Annotated in this window: 17 protein-coding genes; 8 read left to right on the top strand and 9 right to left on the bottom strand. The window is 38.7% G+C overall.

Features of this window, described 5'->3' with window-relative positions:
• Positions 1-95: 95 nt before the first annotated feature.
• Together MA_RS08190 and MA_RS08185 are read right to left on the bottom strand one after the other, a co-directional pair.
• On the bottom strand, positions 96-1,151 hold the full coding sequence (locus MA_RS08190; protein WP_011021587.1) for a metal-dependent hydrolase: 1,056 nt from the start codon (positions 1,149-1,151) through the stop codon (positions 96-98).
• Between the two features lie 326 nt (positions 1,152-1,477).
• Positions 1,478-1,912 carry an ester cyclase gene (locus MA_RS08185; RefSeq protein WP_226990797.1) on the bottom strand — a complete coding sequence of 145 codons (435 nt, stop codon included), beginning with the start codon at positions 1,910-1,912 and terminating at the stop codon, positions 1,478-1,480.
• Positions 1,913-2,743: 831 nt separating this feature from the next.
• Here MA_RS08185 and MA_RS08180 point away from each other — a divergent pair.
• Positions 2,744-3,355 carry a superoxide dismutase gene (locus MA_RS08180; RefSeq protein WP_048065157.1) on the top strand — a complete coding sequence of 204 codons (612 nt, stop codon included), beginning with the start codon at positions 2,744-2,746 and terminating at the stop codon, positions 3,353-3,355.
• A 176-nt stretch (positions 3,356-3,531) separates the two neighbouring features.
• Here MA_RS08180 and MA_RS08175 read toward each other — a convergent pair whose 3' ends face one another.
• From MA_RS08175 to MA_RS08160, 4 genes are all read right to left on the bottom strand, one after another.
• A complete protein-coding gene (locus tag MA_RS08175) occupies positions 3,532-4,725 on the bottom strand; it encodes a metal-dependent hydrolase (RefSeq protein ID WP_011021584.1) in 1,194 nt (397 codons plus the stop codon).
• 485 nt (positions 4,726-5,210) lie between these two features.
• Positions 5,211-6,263, bottom strand: a complete 1,053-nt coding sequence (locus tag MA_RS08170) for a metal-dependent hydrolase (protein ID WP_011021583.1) — start codon at positions 6,261-6,263, stop codon at positions 5,211-5,213.
• Positions 6,264-6,535: 272 nt separating this feature from the next.
• Positions 6,536-7,405, bottom strand: a complete 870-nt coding sequence (locus tag MA_RS08165; protein ID WP_011021582.1) for a dienelactone hydrolase family protein — start codon at positions 7,403-7,405, stop codon at positions 6,536-6,538.
• Between the two features lie 429 nt (positions 7,406-7,834).
• Positions 7,835-8,284 carry a hypothetical protein gene (locus MA_RS08160; RefSeq protein WP_048065156.1) on the bottom strand — a complete coding sequence of 150 codons (450 nt, stop codon included), beginning with the start codon at positions 8,282-8,284 and terminating at the stop codon, positions 7,835-7,837.
• Between the two features lie 350 nt (positions 8,285-8,634).
• Here MA_RS08160 and MA_RS08155 point away from each other — a divergent pair, with 350 nt between their 5' ends.
• Positions 8,635-9,678, top strand: coding sequence for a phosphatase PAP2 family protein (locus MA_RS08155; RefSeq protein ID WP_157860134.1), 1,044 nt, complete (start codon positions 8,635-8,637; stop codon positions 9,676-9,678).
• A 501-nt stretch (positions 9,679-10,179) separates the two neighbouring features.
• On the opposite strand, the gene MA_RS08150 is transcribed toward MA_RS08155, so the two are convergent.
• On the bottom strand, positions 10,180-11,769 hold the full coding sequence (locus tag MA_RS08150; RefSeq protein WP_011021579.1) for an MAST domain-containing protein: 1,590 nt from the start codon (positions 11,767-11,769) through the stop codon (positions 10,180-10,182).
• Positions 11,770-12,495: 726 nt separating this feature from the next.
• Here MA_RS08150 and pdxS point away from each other — a divergent pair.
• From pdxS to MA_RS08135, 3 genes are all read left to right on the top strand, one after another.
• A complete protein-coding gene (pdxS, locus tag MA_RS08145) occupies positions 12,496-13,392 on the top strand; it encodes a pyridoxal 5'-phosphate synthase lyase subunit PdxS (protein WP_048065155.1) in 897 nt (298 codons plus the stop codon).
• A gap of 266 nt (positions 13,393-13,658) precedes the next feature.
• Positions 13,659-14,258, top strand: coding sequence for a pyridoxal 5'-phosphate synthase glutaminase subunit PdxT (pdxT, locus tag MA_RS08140; RefSeq protein WP_011021577.1), 600 nt, complete (start codon positions 13,659-13,661; stop codon positions 14,256-14,258).
• Positions 14,259-14,784: 526 nt separating this feature from the next.
• On the top strand, positions 14,785-16,431 hold the full coding sequence (locus MA_RS08135; protein ID WP_162013077.1) for a hypothetical protein: 1,647 nt from the start codon (positions 14,785-14,787) through the stop codon (positions 16,429-16,431).
• 826 nt (positions 16,432-17,257) lie between these two features.
• Here the strand turns inward: MA_RS08135 and MA_RS08130 are convergent.
• Positions 17,258-17,977 (bottom strand): hypothetical protein, encoded by a 720-nt coding sequence (locus MA_RS08130; protein WP_011021575.1) that lies wholly within the window; start codon positions 17,975-17,977, stop codon positions 17,258-17,260.
• A gap of 563 nt (positions 17,978-18,540) precedes the next feature.
• Here MA_RS08130 and MA_RS08125 point away from each other — a divergent pair.
• Positions 18,541-19,128 (top strand): hypothetical protein, encoded by a 588-nt coding sequence (locus tag MA_RS08125; protein WP_011021574.1) that lies wholly within the window; start codon positions 18,541-18,543, stop codon positions 19,126-19,128.
• 997 nt (positions 19,129-20,125) lie between these two features.
• Here MA_RS08125 and MA_RS24450 read toward each other — a convergent pair.
• A complete protein-coding gene (locus MA_RS24450; RefSeq protein WP_052279134.1) occupies positions 20,126-20,383 on the bottom strand; it encodes a hypothetical protein in 258 nt (85 codons plus the stop codon).
• 734 nt (positions 20,384-21,117) lie between these two features.
• On the opposite strand from MA_RS24450, the gene MA_RS08115 reads away from it, so the two are divergent.
• Together MA_RS08115 and MA_RS08110 are read left to right on the top strand one after the other, a co-directional pair.
• Positions 21,118-22,107: an adenylate/guanylate cyclase domain-containing protein gene (locus MA_RS08115; protein ID WP_011021573.1), complete on the top strand. Its 990-nt coding sequence runs from the start codon at positions 21,118-21,120 to the stop codon at positions 22,105-22,107.
• Positions 22,108-22,118: 11 nt separating this feature from the next.
• On the top strand, positions 22,119-22,664 hold the full coding sequence (locus MA_RS08110) for a Pycsar system effector family protein (RefSeq protein ID WP_011021572.1): 546 nt from the start codon (positions 22,119-22,121) through the stop codon (positions 22,662-22,664).
• Positions 22,665-22,699 lie beyond the last annotated feature (35 nt).

Below are 22,699 nucleotides of genomic sequence, written 5' to 3'. Positions count from 1 at the left end.
AAATTATTTGATATATTGAAGGTTTCAAAATAGATAATTCTATTAAAAAGAGATTAAATGATATTTTTTGAAATGAAACTTCAGATTCTGTAATTTCACCCAAAATAATTCTTCCCCAATTTCTCTTCCTCCTCTTCCCCCTGCACGCTTGCATACACCTCATATTCCCCGCCCTCCGTATCAAAAACGAACCTGTAAACCGTATCAAAATACGTCCACATTTTAACATACGGGTTTCTTGCATCGCTCAGCACGATATTTACCGAGCCGTTTTCTTCCGAAACGCTATAAACAGGGTAATCGATTTCCTGAGGGACGGCTGTGCTGTAGAGTTTTCCGGCTCTTTCGGCGTAGGCGTAGGCATCGGGGACGTCGCCGGTTACGTTGATTTTTTCGATATAATCGCTTCTTTCGATCCCTGCCCAGTAGCTGACTTCCAGAATCTTGTAGTGGGTGGCGTTATAAGAGTACGCGGTAAGGAACTTTCCGGGGGAGGAAGGGTAGGTATTTTGGTAACTTATTCTGGTTCCTTCTTCTTCGGAGACCTGGTTGACAAGGAAAAACTTTGCCATAGGCAGCACTGTGATCCAGACCAGGAGCACGACCAGAAGCGTTGTATAGAATTTGCTCCGGTTTTCGGCGACAAAGGTACAGAAGTTGTTGAACTTTCCGTTCCATCTGCCATTCCTTTTCATATGCCCGACAAGTACGATAAAGACGGGCAGCAGGGGGAGGAGGTTTGCCAACGGATCGAAAAAATAGACGGCTCCCATGATGGATGTCTCGGTGCTGAAAGGGTAGAGGGGGCGCATTTTCCAGCTGGTGGCATAATCAAGGTAGCTGTGGAGAAAAATAGCTGCAAACCCAGCGGCGGTGAACCTGCGGTCTTTTGTTATAAGCCAGATGAAAAGCGTTACGAGCAGGATGAAAAGGATGGAGTGCATGAACTCCCTGTGGCCCAGCAGGTAAAAGAGCTGGTTTCTGGTCTCATGGCTTACGCTGTCGCTGACAAGGGCAAAGAGGATGTAAGGGATGAAGTCCAGGTCCGGCAGGATTGCCAGAAAAGCCAGAGTTTCTCGTTTTCTTCCTTTATATCCGAGAGCCAGAGCGATCAGAAGGCCGACTCCGAGGTGGGAGAGTGTGTTTACCATTTTTTTATCCCTTTATTATGGGAGAGAACTTTGAAAAATATATATCTTATTGAAGAGGGAAACTTTGAAAAATATAAGTCCTTAATTCAGGGCCTGCCAGAAGCAGAAGATAACAAAAAGCGGGATGTCTAAAAACCCGGTTGCTTGCGCATAGAACTGTTCAGATATGATATAAAACTTTACGCAAGCAACTACAGTTCAAGCGTGTGATTCATGCAAATGCAATTTAGCAACTAAATTCAAGCAGCTATAATTCAGGCGTGTACCCGTTTCCAGGTATATTTGAAAAACCGATTGTTTCTTTTCTCTCACATAAGGCTAATCTGTTACATAAGGCCAATCTGTTTCATCAGCCCGACAAGGTCGTAGAAAAGCCTCTCTTCGACGATTTCTCCATTTTTCCAGTGAGCAACCGTACAAAATTCCACTTTGAATTTCCTGTTTGTAGGTGGAATTTCTTTTCCATCAGCTCCAATCATGGGTCCCTTCATGGTACCTGTGAATGTAGCTACTGAGCAGGTCCAGTCTCCCTGTCCAAATAACACCTTATACGGTCTGTTCTCAACATGGTTATCCGGAAATGTTTTGAAAAATTGTACCGCTTCTTCGTGATGCGATTTTCTTCCCCTTGTCGGCTCCGGCTGACCCGGCCAGTAAACCTCAACCTTTTCAGTATGACGTTTCTCGAACGTGTCCCAGTCCTGTGAATTCCATGCATCATCCAGTGTTGTCATCAATTGCAGGTTTTCCTCAACTGTCACTTCAACTCTCTCCCCATCACCCTTTATTTGATAAATCCATAACAAGTATCCGTTATTTATATTAACCCATTTTTAAATATTACTATTAATTATATTCTTCTACTTAGAGCTATTGTTGTAGTTTTATTTTCTTCAATCCAAATTTTGCTATTTTTCCTAAAGTTCCTTCTTTTATGATTGGAGCTCCAAATACAACATCACGCGAAGGAGCCTTCAACAAATTAGAAAACTAGAAAGCAGCAAAAAATGAAATGAACTTTTTGTGTTCACCTGCAGAAAAAGGAACAAATAATTACAGGCGAACAATTACAGAAAAACGGTTTGAAGAATACGAAACAAACAGTTTGACGATTACGAAACAAAAGGTTTGGCTAAAGACACAAAAAGTTTGGTGAAACCTTGAATCAGTTTCTTCAAAAATCTCTCATAGTTTTCGTCTTTTACCTTTAAATAGGTTTGATGTATAATTATATTTTACATTTAGAATTGCCAGATGGCGATTTTATATGTGTTTGCTTTGTATTGAAAAGATACGGCGCAGAATATTTTGGGATTGAGTAGTTTGTGACAGAGTAGTTTGAAAGACATACTTCTGTTAACATATTTAGGGGAAAATTGGTTCACAGGCAGGATTTTTAATTGAATCTCTGACTGGAAAGTGTAGAATCTGTGAAATTCTGTTTGACTCTGTTCAGACGTCGTTCAAGTTGTTCGGACGCCTTTCAGATCCTATTCAGATCTATTCGGACTCCATTCGGATTCTATTCGGACCCTATTCCGATTCCGGAGCAAATTCTGTGAAACCAGCCGATTGTGAAGAGGGTATATAATATGGCTAAAGACCTGTACAAGTTACCACCATTGAAATATGGATACGCAGACCTTGAACCGTACATTTCCGAAGAACAGCTGCGTATACACCACGACAAACACCATCAGGGTTATGTGAACAACACTAACGCCCTTCTGGAAATGATGGACAAAGCCAGAAAAGAGGACACGGATTTTGACTATAAAGCAACTGCAAAAGCTCTGTCTTTCAATCTGAGCGGGCATGTCCTTCACGACTTCTTCTGGTGGGAGATGACTCCTGCAAGCAATGCCAGCAAGGAACCTGTAGGCGAATTTGCTGAAGCAATTAAGGAAGATTTCGGAAGTTTTGAAAGATTTAAAAAAGAATTTTCCAAGGTCGCATCAAGTGTCGAAGGTTCCGGCTGGGCAGCCTTAACTTTCTGCAAGGGCACCAAAAGGCTCGGGATCGTACAGATAGAAAAGCATAATGTAAACCTGGTCCCTGATTTCCCGATCATTATGGACCTGGATGTCTGGGAGCACGCCTACTACATTGATTACAAGAATGACAGGGGCAAATTCATAGAAGGGTTCTGGAACATAATCGACTGGGAAGAACTCGACAAGTACTTCAAAAAGATTCAGAAATAAATCGGGAAGATATTTCTCGACATAATAATCGGAAAATTATTTTCAGCATAATTCGGCATAATTATGTTGTTTAAGCATAGTTATGTTATTCCGATTACCTTTTTTGGATGAAGTGTAATCGGAAACGACTCCGGTTTTTCTCAAAATGCTTTTTGCTTCCAGGGTTCACTCAAGGTTCACTCAAAATAGTTTTTATCAAGCTTCTTTTCTGCTCTTCCGTAGTGACTCTCATATACCTCGTATTCTCCGCTTTCCCTGTCAAAAACAAACCTGTAAACCGTATCAAAATAAGGCCAATTTTTAACATACGGATTTCTGGCATCGCTTAATATTACGGTTACAGCCCCATCTTTTTCCGAAACCGAATATACAGGATAATCGATCGCCTGAGGCACTGAATTCCCGTATAGCCTCCCGGCTCTTTCGGCATAGGCGGAGGCATTCGGGATGTCTCCGGTCACGGTTACTTTTTCAACGTAGAAGCTTTTTTCGACTCCTGACCAGTAGCTGACTTTCAGGAGTTTATACCGGGCATCATCATACGAATATGCTGCCAGGAATTTGTCGATCGATATAGGATAGGTGTCGTTGTAGCTGATCTCGGTTCCTTCTTCCCTGGAGATGCTATCTATCAGGAGGATTTTTGCAATAGGGAATATTGTGGTCCAGACAAGGAGGACCAGGATAAAAGAGGCATAGAATTTGCCTTCATGCCTGTTTACAAAACCATGGAATCCGTTTAATACACTTAATTTTTTCAGTCCGCTTAATTTTCTGCTCAGCATGTCTCTGTTTTTGAGACTGTATCTTTTTTTAAGGCTCCAGCTTTCCATGCCTTCGAAGGGCCATCTCTTCGCGTTTTTAAGGTTCCATTTATCTCCGGTTCCAAGACTCCATTTGTCCCTGTTTTTCATATATTCCGCAGCCACTATGAAAACCGGCAGCAAGGGTATGACATTTATCACAGGGTCGAAGGGGTAAAGGGCTCTAAGAGCGGATTCATTTGTGCTGAACGGATAGAAGGGACGCATTTTTGCGATAGTAGTGTAATCCAGGAGGATATGAAGGAAAAGAGCCTGAAACCCTCCGAATGCAAAAGCTCTGTCTTTAGTTCTGAACCAGATAAGAAGTGCAACAAGAAAAGCAAAAAAAATCGAATGCGTAAACTCCCTGTGCCCCAGCAAATAGAAGAGCTGGTTTCGCGCCTCGTGACTTACGCTTCCGCTGATGAGCGTAAAGAGCGAATAGCTGACATAGTCCAGGTCAGGGATTATAGAAAGAAGAACCAGGCCAAGCCTCTTTTTTCCTTTCAAGCCCAGGGAATGGGCAAGAAGCAGACCGATTCCTATATGGGAAATTGTGTTTACCATAAATCTACCGTGAATTATTCCGTATTATTAGAGGAGCCTATCCCAAAAACAATATTATTTCCACATGCATAAGAGTTTCATAACTACTTTCGTAATCAATAGCTCGATTGATTATTCCAATATCGAGATTCAACGAAGCGATTTTTGAGTTTTGTGATCAGCTCGAGGTGTGTTTAATGCATAAGGTTTGGAAACTATAGTTCTGGAAGCACTTCAGTTCTAAAGTTCTTCTGATAGAGAAGTTCTACTGCTCTGGTGCTTCTCCTCAGTACTCTCCTCAGTATATTCCTATCTTATTATATAAATAGATAGATAATTGAATGAAGTCTGGAAAAAAGAAGAAATGAAACTTAGAAGCTATTTATACTGTTCATAATCCTGAAGGTGATAAATCGTTCTAAGGAATTATCTAAAAAATTACTCAAAAAGTGTCGAGTAAAATATCACCAGATAAGAATCATCTGAAAAAATCATCTGAAAAAGGATCATCCGAACCAGTTTCTATTAAGTTCTTCTTCCGGCCCTCCCTGGACACTTGCGTAAACATGATACTCCTCATTCCTTTTGTCAAAAATAAATCTGTAAACCGAGTAAAAATAAGCCCAGTTTCTAACATAAGGATTTCTTGCATCACTCAGGGTTACCATTACAGAGCTGTTATTTTCAGAAACCACATAAACCGGATAGTCGATTTCCTGAGGAAGACCGGCACTGTAGAGTTTCTCAGCTCTTTCAACGTAGACAGAAGCCTCAGGGATATCTCCATTTACTGATATTTTTTCAATGTATTTGCTCCTCTCGATCCCTGAAAGGTAGTTAACTTCCAGGACCTTATAATGAGTAGAATTAAAGGAATATGCAGTCAGAAACCCGCCTGTGGATTCCGGATAGGTGTTCTGGTAGCTTATTTCGGCTTCTTCTGTCCAGGATATATGATTGATGAGGAAGGCTTTTGAAACCGGCGTAAAAGCAAGCCAGATAAATAGTACGAGGATCAGGGAAGCATAGAGTTTATCGGAATTCTTACATATATAAACGTAAAAGTTGTTGAATCTGCCGTTTAGCTTTCCCCTGCGTCTCAAACTCCCCAGAATTATAAAGAAAAGGGGCAGGAGTGGAAGCAAATTTAGCAGGGGGTCATAGAAATAAACTGACCCTATAATGGAAGGGTCTGTGCTGAACGGATAAAGCGGGCGCATTTTCCAGGTTGTGACATAGTCCAGATAAACGTGGAGAAAAATGGACTGAAATCCTCCGTAGGTAAAAATCCAGTCTCTCGTTTTTACCCAGATAAAAAGTGTAACCAGAGCAATGAAAAGAATTGAGTGCGTGAACTCCCTGTGTCCGAACAGGTAGAAAAGCTGGTTCCGGGACTCATGGGTCAGGCTGCTGCTGACAGCGAGAAACAACGAATACGGGATAACGTCCAGATCAGGGAGCACGGAGAGAAAAGCAACAACTTTTAGTTTCTTTCCTCTCAGACCCAGAGCCAGTGCAATCAGAAAACCTATTCCCAGGTGAGAAAGTGTGTTTACCATAAGTCCATGTTTCGGGCAAGAACATTTTTTATTTTAATATTATGGATTAAATATATATTGCTTTTTTGAAAAATCGTATTCGAAAGTTCCAAAGTTGCCTCTACTTTCAGCAATAATATGAAGTAAAAAGCAATCTGTTAAAAGATATATACAGAGATACATACAAAATTTCAGAGACGCAGGAAAAATATATATCCCTATTACGATAAAACGGACTGAAATGCTATTTTTATAAAAAAATGAATTGATGAGATTGACAGTGCTCTCTCAGGTCACTGAGACGAATTATTCATTGTTCCGGAATTCAGTGTCCTGTCAAAGAAATTAATCATCTCATCATATGCATCCTGTGCAACGAAGCTTTCGGAAAGTTCTCCGTCTTGGACCATGAAACCGTGTGGTTCCCCCTGGTAAACTTTCAGTTCGAAATACTTGTCAGCTGCATCCAGCTCGCCGGCGTACCGGTAGATATCCGAGACATTGCTCGCCTGGTCGCGAGTCCCGTGGATGATAAGGATCGGGGCTTCAAGCTGGTCGGTCAGGTTTGCAGGTGCTTCCGGCTGGGTTTCAGTCCCGCCTGAGTAAGGAAAACCATACCAGGCAACTCCTGAATTGAACTCCTCTATCTGGGGCAGGAAAAGCATGGTATACCTGCCGCCCGCACAAAAACCGGTGAGGCCAATTTTTTCCGGATCCACATCGTCCCTGCTCTCCAGGTAACTTACGCTGTTTCTGACAAGGGCCTCCACCTCAGAATCCGGAGGTGAACGGGAATAGGTCTGCCACTGCGGAGCAACCACAACAAACCCGTCTGCTGCCATCCTGTCCACCATCTCCTGGTATCCGGGTTCAAAGCCGTTAAAGGAGTGGATAAGCACCACAGCCGGGTATTCGCCCTCTACAGCCGGAGCGGCCGTATAGCTTGGATATTCCAGACTCTCACCTGTGATATTAACGGTTTCGTTCAGGATGTCAGTTGAAGTATTCCCTGCTGCTCTGGGAACAGCCGGGACATCGGGACTGGGTTCAGGAGTATCGGGCACAGGAACGTCAGGTTCGGAATCTTCAGAACTTGTGCAGCCTGAAACGCCGATAAGGCATACTATGAGCAAAAGTAAGAGTAGTGTTTTCATGAATTTCATTTAATCCCCCTCAAACGTGCATATGCCGGAAATATCGTATTCCAGAATATTGAATTTCCGGGATTTCCAATGTTCCGGAACATCAAATTTCCAGAAATATCGAATATTATGGCAGATATTTACGATGGCTCATTATTTCCGGTATATACCGAATATATGAAAATTATATATCACGGGATATAAAACTGAGGGAACGAAATTTTCTGCGAAAGATAAAAATAGAAAATAACCGGGAAAACAGAAAAACGGGAAATACAAAAAATAACCGGGAAAAACAGAAAAACAGGAAATACAAGAAAATAATCGGGAAACAAGTCTAAAAGGAAAAAATCTAAAAGGAAAAAATCTAAAAGGAAAAAATCTAAAAGGAAAAAATCTAAAAGGAAAAAATCTAAAAGATATTTTGATAGCAGGCTCCGGTTGCAGAGCTTACATTTCGACTATCCTCTCGATCAGGTCCCTTTCGGAGCGGTAAACCCTGAACTTGGCCACCCTGCCCACTTCCAGCGTATTGAAGTCCTCCCTGCTTGCCCTGTATTCCCTTACTTCGTCTTCAACGCAGAGCCGCATCAGGACAACGTATTCGATTTCCGGGTACATGGTTTTTAGTTCGGCTTCCACTGACTCGTTGATCTGGAGATTTTCGCTCTCCGGGAGCAGTTCTCCGCAGGTTGCGTTCTGGACCAGGACTCCCTCAGGGCCGCTCTGGAAGATGATAGTCCTCTCTTCTCCCGTAACTCCGACCACTTCTTTCTGGAGGATGAAACCGACACCTACCACAGGAGACAAAAACCCCTTGACCGAGATAAAAATAATGGCGGCAAGGAAAATGATAACTGCCCTTTTTCTTCGGGTGTCGTCTATCTGGTTCAGTTTCAAGCTATCGATCCTGGTGTTGCACTCTGATTAGAAAAAATATGATCTCATTATTGCTCTCAAAATCATAAATATTTTTTTCACATTTTTATTAATTTTTCCATATTTACTAAGAGCCTATCCGAAAAGTGTTGTGACCTACTGTAACTTTTACAATTGGCAATATGCACAACTTAACTGATACTCGATATTATGGCCTATTGTAACTTCTACAACATGCCATTATTGACTTTTCGGATAGGTCTTAAGTGGAGTCAAATGCCAAACTTAACATAAACTTTTTACAGTTTCCCTTCTTTCTGGATATAGCCGGATATACGACTGACGGAAAGCATTTAATCAGGAGTGACTCCTTGTTCCAGACAGAACCCATACTTTATCTCCAGTCCCTCGGGACCGAATGGTTTACATTCCTTGTGGTTTTGATAACTTCAATGGGATCTGCCACCTTTTTTGCCGGCATAATAATCATCACTACTTTCGGGATTGATTTCAGGAAGGGTTTTCTTCTGTTCCAGCTGCTGATCTGGACTGCTTTGATTACCGAGACCTTTAAGGCACTTATCGCCTTCCCAAGGCCGGATTTTGTAGACAGCAGGGTCCTCAACCTTGAGGATGGAATCAAAAATACCTCTCCCTTTAATGGAAACGGAGAAAAGGGTTTTTTCAAAGTTCCGGACAGGGAAATCCTTGAGGCTTTCCGCCTTCAGGACCCCCTCCCCGATTCTCCTTTCGGCTTCCCTTCAGGACATGTCGCACTTACCACCGTGCTCTGGGGAGGGACCTCCAGCGTCTTCAACAGCAGAACAATCAGCAGGCTAGCCCCTGCAGCAGTGCTGCTCGTAGCTTTTTCAAGAATGTACCTGGGAAGGCATTTTCTGGGGGATGTCCTGGGGGGCGCTGTCCTGGGTTTAACTATCCTTGTCGCCTTTTCGTACTTCCTTAAAAGTCCCCTGAAAGATGAATTTTTCAAAAAAGAAAACTTTGAACCTGCTTTCAGGCAGAAAAATCTCTTTTTCTACTCCATTATGTTTGTAGTCCCCACCCTGCTTGCAGCCATGTCCCTTGTAAGCGGCGAAGTAGCAGGCTTTTTCCTTGGAGCTAACATGGCATATCTCCTAATAATAAGAAAGGGTCTCCCGGTAGATTCCGGAAATTCAGGACAGAGGGCTACACGGGTATTTATCGCTCTCATGCTGTTCGGGATATCCACTCTTCTTCTTGATTTTGGACTTGCCACGGTGGAAACTTCCAGTTACTCTGGAACTACTCTCATAGAGTTTTTAAAAGCCTTTATCCCTGCACTTACCATATGGGTTTCTGCAGGTATCTGTACAAAGCTTGACCTGTACGGAATAGAAGAAGTAATGGAAAATTCTTCGGAGAATAAAAAGTGAAAAAAGAACTTTGAGTGAAAAAGAGGTGCAGAAGAAGAATTTTTTTGATATAACTTGGTTTGTTCTTTTCCGTTTGTTATTACAGCTTCTTTGATAGTTTCTTACTTTACTGTTTTTTCTCCTTCTTTTCAGTCTTTTTGGGAAATACCGCTCTCCTGCATCTCTTTATTTTACTATTCTTTTTAAGTTAGTCCTCTTGAGCACAGCTCCCGACTCTATAATAAAGTAGTCTGATAAAGTAGTCTGATAAAGTAGTCTGATAAAGTAGTCTGATAAAGTAGTCTGATAAAGTAGTCTGCTTGAGCGGAGCGAAACAGACCTCGTGCTCCCGAAGCGAAATTCGGGTGGCATAACTCTGCCTGGACAGGAACGACTCAATACAGCGAATAATGTTTTAGGTTCAGAATGAAAAAAAGTAATAAATCAGGAATCGGAAATAAAAAGCTCAATTTTTTGAGAATTGATTCCGGTTCCTTATGCATAAAGCATGGTGCCGAGTTTTTATTTCCTGTGCCTCAGTCCGTATGCTGCTGCCAGACCTGTAACCGCAAACACTAACTCAAAGGCTGGAGAAGATTCCGTTTCTCCTTCTTCGTCCTGAGCCATAGGTTCTCCTGTTTCCAGGTCCTCTTCATCCTGAGCCGTTTCAAGATTTGCTGAATCTTCCTCTCCTTCGGGCTCGAGGTCTATTATAATCTCATGTTCCGAAAACTGCGGGATATATACTGCAATTGAAGCTGTCCCATTTTCGTATTGCCTGTAGCAGAGGGGGTTGTTTCCACCTGCAAAAAGCTCGTCAATACTGTCAGCTGCTTCAATTACCGTTCCGTCATACCTGAGCCTCAGGCGGTCGGGATTGGTGAGGTTGATGGTTTCATTGTCTACATTTATATAGACGACTCTTCCATCTGGCAGTTCGGATTCAACATCGAGGACAATGCGGTCCTGATCTCTTTCTCTTATCTTCAGGCCAACAGGGGCATAATTTGTGACCGGAGCATAATCCGAGCCTGCACGGAGAGCCATCTCGGCTCCGAATCTTCCGGTTGCTATTCCTCCGTTAAGCACCTGATTCATGTAGGTATAATTATTACTGTACCTGTATCCGGTCTGCATCAATGAAGGCTGCATCGGGCTTGCCCTGAACATTGACACACTATCTTCGACAAGTTTGACTGTGATCTTATCGCCCGAGATTTCCGCTTCAGTCCCGTTAATATCTACATTGGGATTTTCGGCAAGGGGATTCCTGAAAAACAGGAGGTAACCCTCAAAATTATCTGCAGTAATTTTTATCGGAACTGCATTTTCAAGCCCGCTGGAAATGTTCTCTTCCAGGCTTGCCGTTACTCCCTCTGCAAGGTCGTAAGTGACGGTTTTGTCTGCAAAAGCTCTTACCTGGAAAATTCCCATTGGAGAATCCTGAATCAGGACCTGGCTGTCAGCGCCCTGGTAAAAAGCTGTTGTTTCAGTCACCTGTTCATCAAGGTACTCAAAGTCCGAGATCTCAACCGAATCAAAGAGCAGGTTTCCGCTTACAGCAAAGTCTTCTACTGCCCCGCTTTCGTTGAAGTTAAAAGTGGTAAAGTTCCCGTAGGCAAAACTTCCCTGCCGCATGAAATACATCCCATAACCTCTACCGGCCCGCATTGCCTGAATTGCTTCCTGACGCATCAGGAGCCTTTCCCTCGGGTTAAGAGTCGTATTCAGCTGCTGCATATTCATTACCATGTAACTGGCAATTTCCTGCCCTGAAACCCCATACCGCTCTTCAATCTCCAGAATGGTGAGCTGCGTATCCAGATCTTCCGGAAGCTCAAGGTCAGAGATCGCGTCTTCAACCGGAATCCCGAAGGTATCCGCGGCTTCTTCAAAGGTCAATGACCCAAAGCCATTAAACCTGCCGTCGTATTGCGCAAAACCGTAACCCTGAGCCATTCCATAGCCCATTCCTGCACCTGAATTACCTATACCCGAATTACCTGCACCTGAATTGCCTCCAGGTCCCATCTGGGCATATGCCGGTAACGCGATAAGGGCGGTAAGCAAAAATGCACATAAAAATGATACTTCCAGACGTTTAAACCTCATTTTCGAATTCCCCCTACGTAAATAAATAGTCCGTGTCTGAATTAATAAACACCTGAAATCCAGAAACTATCCGGAAAAAAATAACCTTATATAATGATTTAGCCCATCTTATAATTATTTTTTCATGTATCCCCTCAAATGTCCTGTCTGAAATATAAAAGGAATTAAAGAAGCATGTATCTTTTTTTGAAAAGGATTTCCCATCCCATCTCTCCAGTTATTTACAAAAACTTTATATTGGATAATTGAGCGTAGGAGAGTCAGATTTTATTCCTTGCTCTGGCTCAGGGATCATATCAAACCTTACAGGATATATTATGAAGATTGAAATTATATGAAGACTGAGATCGTCAGGTCAAACCGAAAAGTTAACTTATAAATATACTTTTTGATATTATAGCGCGGAAGTTCATTAAGGGTTCAGATACGTTCGGGGTAAATGGTCGGAGAAACAGGATAGTTATTAAAAATATTAATTCTCAATAAAAAAATAAAAATTTTTATATCATTGCAAGTTAATTTATTCTGTATTCTCCTATTAAGGAATAGCTTAAATAATGCTTTTAACTATTGAGCGTATTCACAATTAACTGGAGAAACAGCATACTGAAAACCGCAACCTGCTGGTTGCAACTGGTGGAAAGACCTGATGGCCGTTTCACCTGTGGAAGAGATTTCCTACGGCAATATCTTAGAAATCTTATCAAAACAAAGAGGATGACATTCATGGACTTTGAGAAATTAAGACATGGGACCGAACTTATCAAAAGGGGCTTTGCACGGATGCAGAAGGGGGGTGTGATCATGGACGTTACAACCCCGGAACAGGCCAGGATTGCAGAAGAAGCCGGAGCGGTTGCTGTTATGGCCCTTCAGGCTGTCCCTGCAGATATCAGAAAGGCTGGTGGGGTCGCCCGGATGGCAGATCCCGAAATCGTACAGCAGATCATTGAAACGGTCACCATCCCTGTTATGGCAAAAGCAAGGATCGGACACTTTGTCGAAGCCGAAATCTTAGAGGCCCTCGGCGTTGACATGGTGGATGAGTCCGAAGTCCTTACTCCTGCCGATCCTTTCTATCACATAGACAAAACACAGTTTACGGTGCCTTTTGTCTGCGGAGCCAGAAACCTCGGAGAAGCCCTCCGCAGGATCAACGAAGGTGCAGCCATGATCCGGACCAAAGGAGAAGCCGGAACAGGTGACGTTAGCCAGGCAGTTAAGCACATGAAGCAGATCCAGGGTGAAATCCGTGCCCTTGCAGGCAAGACCAAAGAAGAACTTATAATGGTTGCCAGGGAAATCGAAGCCCCGATCGAGCTTGTAGTTGAAACTGCTAAAATGCAGCGTCTGCCTGTCGTGAACTTTGCAGCCGGCGGAGTTGCAACCCCTGCAGATGCCGCGCTTATGATGCGCCTTGGCGCAGACGGGGTTTTTGTAGGCTCAGGCATTTTCAAAGCCGAAAACCCTGAAAAGATGGCAAAAGCAGTCGTGGAGGCCGTAAATAACTACGATAACCCTGTAAAACTTGCCGAGATCTCAAAAGGTGTGGGTGCAGGCATGAAAGGCATCAGCGCTGACATGATCCCTGCCCAGGAAGCCCTTCAGGAACGCGGTTGGTAACCCGCCCGAGTCCCGTCTCGGGAGGACGGTGTCCTTTTCGCTCCACTTCGTTTCGCTCAAGAGGACTAATTTGTGGGTTTTAGAAGTGAATTTTGTTGAAGAGGAATGTTTACGGGTTATAGAAATTAGCTTCTTTCAAGAGGCCAAAACTCAATTTTTTAAAAACAGATTTATTCTTGCAGGTTTGTAAGAATGAAATCAGTTTATTTTTTCAGGGTTTTTGATTCAAGAAATAGAGGATTAATTTCCGGAAAATGGTGTTTTTCATGAAGATAGGTGTAATCGCTATTCAGGGAGCGGTTTCCGAGCATGTTGATGCTTTGAGGAGAGCCCTTGCAGAGAGAGGGGTTGAGGCTGAGGTAGTTGAGATAAAGCATAAGGGAATTGTTCCGGAGTGCAGCGGAATTGTGATCCCCGGGGGGGAGAGCACAACGCTCTGCCGGCTGCTTGCCCGCGAAGGAATTGGAGAGGAGATTAAGGAGGCTGCTGCAAGAGGAGTTCCGGTTCTCGGGACCTGTGCGGGGCTGATCGTGCTTGCAAAGGAAGGGGACCGGCAGGTAGAAAAAACCGGGCAGGAGCTGCTCGGGATCATGGATACAAGGGTTAACAGGAACGCTTTTGGGAGGCAGAGGGATTCCTTTGAGGCAGAGCTTGATGTGGTTATTCTTGACTCTCCGTTTACCGGGGTGTTCATCCGGGCTCCGGGAATCATTAGCTGCGGGCCTGGTGTGCGCGTGCTTTCCAGGCTTGAAGACATGATTATTGCTGCAGAACAGGGTAATGTGCTGGCTCTTGCTTTCCATCCGGAATTAACCGATGATCTGCGCATCCACCAGTATTTCCTGAATAAGGTTTTGAGTTGTTAAGAGGCATTCGGGACAGGTTTGCGGTTTTGTTTCCGGTGGCTAACTCCCCATTCTTTTGCCTCTTTTCTTCCCCTGTCTCTTTTTCTTCTATTTTGTTCTCTGTTTTTTGATGGCTTCAAAGTTATATACCCATTGCAACCATATTAATAAGGATAAATACTTTTTTGTAATCATATCTTAAATTCATACTGTTATAGGTTTTAGATGCATGCAAAACGAGGTTTAATAGTACTTCTTTTCAGGCTACTGTTTTAAAAAAATAACAGATTGAGTGTGCATTACTAATTCAATTTATTTCATATTTAAACGTTGACTTTTTGTGGATATGGTTATTTTTTAAAAAAAAATGATTTTAAGGCTGTCTGAGAGGTCTGAACTTTCGGGGAATTAGTTATTCTTATAATTTAAATAGACATTATATATAAAAATATTAAATACAATTTCTTTAGATTTAAAAGCTTATTTGTAAAATAGAGATATTAAGTAATTCATGTCTAATGAGCCTAATTATACAAATTGTAAATACATGGAAAAAGGCGAGTTTATAAAGTTCTGTGTGAATAACTCTGTTGAGATCACTCCTGATTTTTTAGAGCTTTTTGAAAAAGAAAAACTTCTTTATCCAATAAAAAGATGGGTATATCCTAAAGAATATGCTATTATTAAGCAACATACTTTTTTGTCTGATAAACAAGTTTATGATTCTACTTATTCATCTTTGCTAGAACTTGAAGAAGAGATTTTTAAATTTTGTAATTTGTATTTATTCAACAGGATAAATCATCCATTTGATGAAAAAGATAAGGATTGGCAACAATACCTACTAGACCCAACTGACAATGAATTTATCATTTGGAAAGATTACAAGGTAAATTATGTTGATGAAAGTGGAGAAAGTTGGAGTACAGTTAGGGCTCAAAATTATTATTCATATTGGCAAATATATGAATTGGATGGAATAAACGATTTCAGAAAAAGTTATTTTACAGTACGTTTTAACGATAAAGAGAATTACTATTATAGAACTTGCGACAAGGAATTTGTAGAAAAATGGTCTAGAAGCAATAAAAATAATATTTTAAGGTTTTATCAATTTGAAAGCCATTATGCCTTCCTTTGTGAATTCATTCAATCTTATGAAAGAAACATATTTATTGCATTTAAAGAAAAAAATGCTGGAGATTTTTTAACAGAAGAAGAATTAAACATACTTGAAAATAATATTTTAAACAAATGCAACAAACTTATGGAGATTTATGATTTTACTATTGACAATCTTTATGAATTCTTAGAAGTACTGTGTAAGAAGTATTTTTATGAATATAAAGAAAAAACTAAACTTCAAGATCTAATTAAGAGAGATATTTGGTACTGTATTCAAATGATTATATATTTGACAGGGGATACGTGGGAAGATATCTCCTTGAAAATAGGTAGAAAAGGTCAAATAGCAACTTATTATAAACTTTACTCACGGGGGGAAAAAAATACATTAGAAGTATTATTCCCAAACGAAAGAGAAGAAATTAAAGAAAGGGCTATGATTTATGTTGATAGAATAGTTAAAAGTTACAACAAGCAGTCAACTCCCAAATATCAATTAACAAATACAGATATTAGCAATTTTATTGAATTCATAGAAACAAATGATCTAGACCATTTTTTAATATTTATTGCTGATTCAAACGTGGATTATTTCAGCCAAAAATATAAATCTAAAAAAAATCTTACTTTTTATTTAAGAAATCTGAGTATATTTATAGAAGAAATAATTAAAACAGTGGGTTTAAATTCCATTGATGAAATTCGAACTCAATATATTGGTGATATATCCGGTATTAAAACTATTTTGAAACCAATATGTAAAGAAGAAACATGGTGGAATACATACGTTGAGTTAGAAAAAGAAATAGCCCAAAAAGCAAATAGTAACAACATCACCATCCTAATAAATAAACTTCCTGACGAGATTAATAAAAAAAATATAAGAGATAAACAACGTCAGTTTATCCTACTAAATATTTTAAAAGCAACAATAATCAGAAATTACTATGCACATAACTCAGCTAAGATAAATAATTTCAAGACAAGTTATCCATTGTTGTTTGAAAGTATACTTAATTCAATTTTTATAATATGGGTTATCGGAAAGGATAAAATTAGAAATGAATAACTTTATTTTTGTTTTCTTCACTCAACTTTCCTCCCATGCTGACACTTGGTCATTTGACAATATATTTACTTCAACTCATCTTTATCAGAAATTTATATATCAAATTCACGTTACAATCTCTTATGGCACCGTTTTACCATTAATGATATTGGGAAGTGCAATTATAGGGCCATTATCAAAGTGAAAACTTGAAGTCAAATTTCAACCATTCCTTAGTCAGAATCATCTTTATTTCATCTGGCTTTACACAGGATATTGAAGTAATAATAAAAGTCTCACATTTTATAAATTCATTTCTAATAAATCATTGAAGAAAAAGGAAAATGGTAAAAGTTTACATTTTTCAGTAAAAAGTATACATATTTTTACTGTAAACTAGTGAAAACAGCATCAAGAGAAATTGAAAATTTTACTGTTAAATAGTAAAACGGTATCAAGAGAAATCGTAAAATGGATGCAAAATTTACAGTAAAATAGTAAAACAGCTTAAGTAGAGGCAGTAAAAGGGTTGAAGAAATGTAATTAATTTTACATCTCTTAGTAAATTAAGGTAGATGGTTCAAAATTGAGAGGTTAAGCTTGAGGAAACTTGGTTTTGGGGTGTCAAGCTAATTTTCAAAATGGGTTTATTTATAGGCATTTTATGAGCACATGCCTGCAAAGAACAAATAAATAGACCAGCTTAATGAAGTTACACAGAAGCAGGCTGTTCACATCCAGAGCTTAATCCAAGAAAACAGCAAGTTAAACACAAAACTTTTGGCGGAAATCATATAAGAAATCTTGGTGGTACCTTTAGTAAGATTTGAAGAGAGAAGAAATATTCTCATTTGTCAAGAAAAGATTTGACAAAACCCTCTAAATATAAAACCACTAAAAATAAAATAAATCCAATAAAAGGTAGTTTTATTTGAAACCAAAAGTCAGCCAATTTGATAAACAAATAACTATATTCATTCTCAGACCATGTTATAGATTCTAAGAAAAGGATCAACACCGAAAGCACAATTGCGAATACTCCACATGTCAAATGGTTATTATTAATCTTAAATAAATTTTTAATTTCAACGTCAATTTTCTCTATTGGTTCTGTCAATTTATGCAGCCTGGTAATTAGATCTTTGTACTTATGGTGAATGTAGTCCCCTATGGTAATTGGTTCATTTTTAAAGTTGATTGGCTTATCATTTTCAAAATGAATTGTACTTAAGAATGAAGATGATTTTTTATAAATGTCATTCGGATCTTCAAGGGCTATAAAATCATATAAATCAAAATATTGAGGCGCCGATATCCATTTTAATATCTCAGTTGTGTCTCCACTTTTTACAAAAGAATGTAAATTATTTATAAGTATTTGTTTTTGATCTTTTAACTCATTATATTTTGTTATGTAATCGTTAAAAACGAAGGTAATTAAGATAGGCACAACCCCTTTTAAAATATGAGAGTCATTTATCTCGACCCCGGCCTCGTTCATTGCAAGACTACATACCAATATAAGCATAAGTAAAATAAAATTTTTAACAGTTAGAACGCCACTCAAAAAATCACCAGCAATCTCGAACTAATCGAATATATAAACATTTATCGAATTTATACAGGTTTCTCGAGCACAGAAATTTTGAATCTAGCGTATAAAAATAGCGGGAAAAATGTGTTTTTTAATAGGTGACAGGTGCGCTCATCCTTACCCCCCACCTCGCCTTGACACCCCGCTCAGGCGCTAGATAACCATTTTGCGGTCTGATGCGAGGCTCAGGGGTGTGGCGGGGGAAAAGGATTCACTTTAATGCGTATGATGTGGTTATAATACACATATTAATTTAAATAGAAGTTCCTGACATTGCCCTGGAATATAGATAAAGATGTGTAACGTTATACATCTCACTGAAGCCTGATTCGTTTCCCAGTGGAAAAATTATATTTTATCTGACTTTTTCCATACATTTGTAGAATTCGGCGACAGGTGACTGTGTCTGATATATAACTGTTTACTGTAACCTGTAATTACCATGCTTTAAATGCTCTGGATTTTCAGGATATCACTTAGATGCCCACTTTAAACGAAAAGATTTAATTTATATATTTAAACTTAACTTACTCATCATGAGTTTTCAAATAATTGCATTTTTAAACGATATATTTACGTTTATCAATGAGTATGATAATCTACTGTTAGTGGTGGTTACTGCTTTATATATAATTTTAACTTATAAATTATCAGCTGAATCAAAAATGGAGCGTCGGTACCAGTATCTCCAAAAAAGACGTGACTACTTATACTCCCCTTTAACAGATGTTTTTAGTTCAAAATTTGACCTTAATTACAGGAAGACAGGGTGTGAAAATAATACTTTATTCCAGATTGGTGAGAATAAAAATCCTGAAATAATAAAATGTTTCCATCCGGATCTTAAGCTAGGGAATGTAAAATCGTACTTATATATGGCACCTCCAGATTTAAAAAAGTTATTTGATGACTGGGCAAAAGAAGTAAGTGAATTGACAAACCCGGAAAATCGCTGGTCTGAAGAAGAAGCAGGTCTTATAATTAAAGAGTTAAATGACAGTTTTAAAGAGATATTAGTTAAAACAAATGAATATATCGAAGAAGATGAGAGAGAATTGTATTCGATAGACAATGGAGCTTTTAAAAGTTATTTAAATAGATTTAAAGATTTGTTTAAAAACTAATGTATAAACCTTTGAAAAATAAAACACTTTAGCGTTTTCGAATAGCTGGCCTAAAACGATCTAACGGAAAAATATCAAAACTTTTACTGACAGGCTGTCTCAAAACTAAAGTTAATTCTACAATTGTGTCAAATTTTTCTACTACAAGGTTAATTCATGTATAAATTTCTCTAATTTAGGTGGTCTTGTTTTTAAATTCAACGTTGCTCATTATCCAATTGTAGAAATGGTTTGAGTTTTGAGACAGCCTGCTGAGCATTATTTTTAATTAATATTTGATTAATTTATTTTGTTTAATAAGATATAAAGAGGGTTGGGCCGAAAGCCATATCAGTTATGACCAGATGACTTTTATCAATAAGGTCACAACCCCAAAGAACGCCAGAAGTTCTTCAGGTTTGCATTTCGCAATTATGTATATCTCGGTCACCTACCTTTATTTCATTGTTTGTCAGACATTTAGGTAACCTCCTTTTCCGCTTTCGCCTTCATATTTACATAAAGTATAGTATTACCCTTTCCCATACAGTATGTCGTACCGCGTGCAATTGTAGAAAGCTTTTAAGTCGCTCTGCGTCGTAGACAATTGCAGAAAGCGTTTAAATTCGCTCTGTCGTAGAAAGCGGTAACTACGACTGCGTTGCCGATACTTTCTGGTGTATTTGGCCGGCTTTCAACCCAACATACAAACAATAGGACACACTGTATATAAATTATTAACAATTGTTCGTGTCTGCTTCTAACGGTCCGTTCCCGTTTCCCTCGCCCATCATCTCCTCGCAGATGGGCAGCCCCTGGGCTTTTGCATTCTCCAGCATGCCCAACAGAAATGTATTGAGAATGGATTAAATCCACCCTACCAATCTTCTTTTTATCTCCTCTTTTTCTTCAGATGTAAATGCCAACCCAAGATAATGGTTAATAGCTGTAATGTTGTCGTGGCCTTGCATTAAACAAACCTTAGTAATAGGTATATCTACAGCCACCATCCATGACTCTATACTTTTTCGAGTAGTTTTTGCACTAAAACCACTTGATCAAAGCCAGATTTTTCAGCCCAGCGTCTTATGTTTTCATTCCATGTCTGAGGAGTGGGTGGCTTTTGATTGCTAAAAAAGTAAGGAAGACTACTTTCAATTCGTGGTGAAATGGGTATATATCTTTCAAGTTGTTTCCTTTTTTGTTTTTGTTGTGCTTCTTCTGGAAGATGTATTGTTTTGCGAACTTTCATCCACCAATCGGGATTATTATGCAATCTTTAAACTTCTACATATCTCATTCCTGTCCAAAAACAAAGTTCAAATATTGTTTTGAGATAAGGTTTTTTATTTCAGATACATATGTGTCATATTCAAATGGACCAAGAATACGAGATCCATTTACAAAAATAGGTTCCATACATTGTATAATTACTTGTTAACACTTAAAATTTTATGTAAGATATGATGTTTGACTATTCTCAAACAGGAACGAGAGGGCATCGCAGAATTCTGGAGCCTATAACTAAGAACATACATCCATTGAATTTCGACTCCAAAATCGGAATCATTTGGAAGCATTGAATTTATTAACAACGATAAAATTAGGTAAATTTTGAGTAGGGGAACTTCCAAAAAGAGTACTGGTACTATTTTGCTGTTGCGTACAAAAAATTTGAGTTACCTATATCCCAACAATTTAGTGCGAGAGGCTGGATTCGAACCTGTAGAACCGATGAGAGCAAAGACACCAGTAAACCCACCGCGTTTACGTTTTATAGGGGATACACCCCAAACTTCGCCTTTCACCCTAAACAGTCATGTTTTAGAGAGAGTTAAAGCCTGGGAAAACTTGGTTTCTGGGATTAGGTCTAGGTTAATGGCAGTTCAAAAAACTAATCTATCACCCTAAAACCCGCAGACACGTAAGCGTAAAAAACGGAATTCTTATTTAATGCAGCAATTGTTTACTGTTCCTTAGCAAAAACGAAACTTTAAAATAAGATTTTCCATGTATAGGAGTCCTATTAATTACCTGTGGTGTCTATTCCTGAATCCCAAAGATTTTCTCCAAAAAATAAGTGATGAAACAAAAGATATTGTCTCATCTGATTTTGATATTGAAATAAATACTACTGAATATGTTCCAAATGTTGATGATACAAATATCACTTATGAAAACTTAGATAGCAAATGTAAGAAATGTAAGACTATAGAAACTTGTGTACTTTACATAGATATCCGAAAATCCACCGAATTAAATTTGAAACATCGGCCAAAAACGTTAGCAAAACTTTATACAGTTTTTGTAAGAAACATGATTAAATGCGCTGAATATCATGGTGGTTATGTTAGAAATATTATTGGAGATAGAATAATGGTTGTTTTTGATAGAAATAATTGTTTCAAAAACGCCATTGATACTGCTGTACTGCTAAATACGGTTGCTGAGTATATAATCAACAAAAATTTCAAAAATAATGATATTGTTTGTGGAATTGGAATTGACTTTGGAAGTATGCTTGTAGTCAAGACAGGAACTATTAAACAAGGCAATGAAAATCAATTTTACAAATCATTAGTTTGGTTAGGTAAACCAGCTAACATTGCCTCTAAATTAACTGATAATGCAAACAAGAGCACAGTCTCCTCAAAAAATAAAGTTCGTGTGGGTCTTCACTATCCACTAACAAATAAATGGAATTGGACAGAAATCTCTTATTCAGAATTTCTGAATCATTTGGAGATAACATACTCGCCTACTCTAAATTATAAAAATGAATACTTCAAATATTTTTACGAAGTCACTGAATCCAATCCAGTTTCTATTCCTCCAATATTAATTACTGATGAAGTATATCAAGGATTCAAAAAAGATTGTCCCGACGATCAGTCTCTAAAAGAAGAAATGTGGAAGAAAGTAAAATTAACGATTCCAGGATATGATGGAGGCATTTATGGAGGAAATATTAGATTTACAATAGTTGATGAAATCAATTAAGAAGGCTTTAAATGGATAAAAATCTGTATGATATTTTATTAAATATAAACGAATGGTTAAAATTTGCTGAGGCAAAAAATGCGGCGTTAATAGCACTAAATGCAGCTGCAATTTTTGGCATGGTTTCGATTTTAACAACGGAAAATTTATCGTTAAATCAATGCTTAATTTATTATTCTTATTCATTCATACTGTTTAATTTGTTGTCTCTCTCCTTTGCTTTATTTTCTTTTTGGCCCCAAGTCCAATGTTCACATAATTCAATTGAAAAAAGCGAAAATCTGCTATTTTTTGGGGACATAGTTAATTGTAATGAAAAAGAGTATCTATCTAAACTATTCGATTCATGTCAAATAAGAGAAGAGCAATATCGACCGATAGATCTTGATTACGCAGAACAAATTATATCAAATTCGAAAATTGCAACGCGAAAATATTCTTTTTTCAAAATAGCACTTTGGTTAACAATTTCAGCCTTCCTTAGTCCTGTGTTTAGTGTTATCTCTCTTGCTATTTTCATCTTAAAAAAAGTAATATCATTTATGTTTCATGACTAAACACCTTCCCAAATATCCAATCTTTTCCCTTTTTA

It is taken from the genome of Methanosarcina acetivorans C2A, assembly GCF_000007345.1.
GTDB classification, from domain to species: domain Archaea; phylum Halobacteriota; class Methanosarcinia; order Methanosarcinales; family Methanosarcinaceae; genus Methanosarcina; species Methanosarcina acetivorans.
Note: the sequence above shows the minus strand (reverse complement) of the source record. Positions and strands in the feature narration are given on the sequence as shown.

Coding starts and splice junctions, on each gene's coding strand:
- MA_RS08175 (WP_011021584.1), bottom strand. CDS start 4,725: ATGGTAAACACAATTTCCCATATAGGAATCGGTCTGCTTCTTGCCCAT.
- MA_RS08170 (WP_011021583.1), bottom strand. CDS start 6,263: ATGGTAAACACACTTTCTCACCTGGGAATAGGTTTTCTGATTGCACTG.
- MA_RS08150 (WP_011021579.1), bottom strand. CDS start 11,769: ATGAGGTTTAAACGTCTGGAAGTATCATTTTTATGTGCATTTTTGCTT.
- MA_RS08110 (WP_011021572.1), top strand. CDS start 22,119: ATGGATAAAAATCTGTATGATATTTTATTAAATATAAACGAATGGTTA.
- MA_RS08135 (WP_162013077.1), top strand. CDS start 14,785: ATGGAAAAAGGCGAGTTTATAAAGTTCTGTGTGAATAACTCTGTTGAG.
- MA_RS08125 (WP_011021574.1), top strand. CDS start 18,541: ATGAGTTTTCAAATAATTGCATTTTTAAACGATATATTTACGTTTATC.
- pdxT (WP_011021577.1), top strand. CDS start 13,659: ATGAAGATAGGTGTAATCGCTATTCAGGGAGCGGTTTCCGAGCATGTT.
- MA_RS08115 (WP_011021573.1), top strand. CDS start 21,118: ATGTATAGGAGTCCTATTAATTACCTGTGGTGTCTATTCCTGAATCCC.
- pdxS (WP_048065155.1), top strand. CDS start 12,496: ATGGACTTTGAGAAATTAAGACATGGGACCGAACTTATCAAAAGGGGC.
- MA_RS08165 (WP_011021582.1), bottom strand. CDS start 7,405: ATGAAATTCATGAAAACACTACTCTTACTTTTGCTCATAGTATGCCTT.
- MA_RS08180 (WP_048065157.1), top strand. CDS start 2,744: ATGGCTAAAGACCTGTACAAGTTACCACCATTGAAATATGGATACGCA.
- MA_RS08190 (WP_011021587.1), bottom strand. CDS start 1,151: ATGGTAAACACACTCTCCCACCTCGGAGTCGGCCTTCTGATCGCTCTG.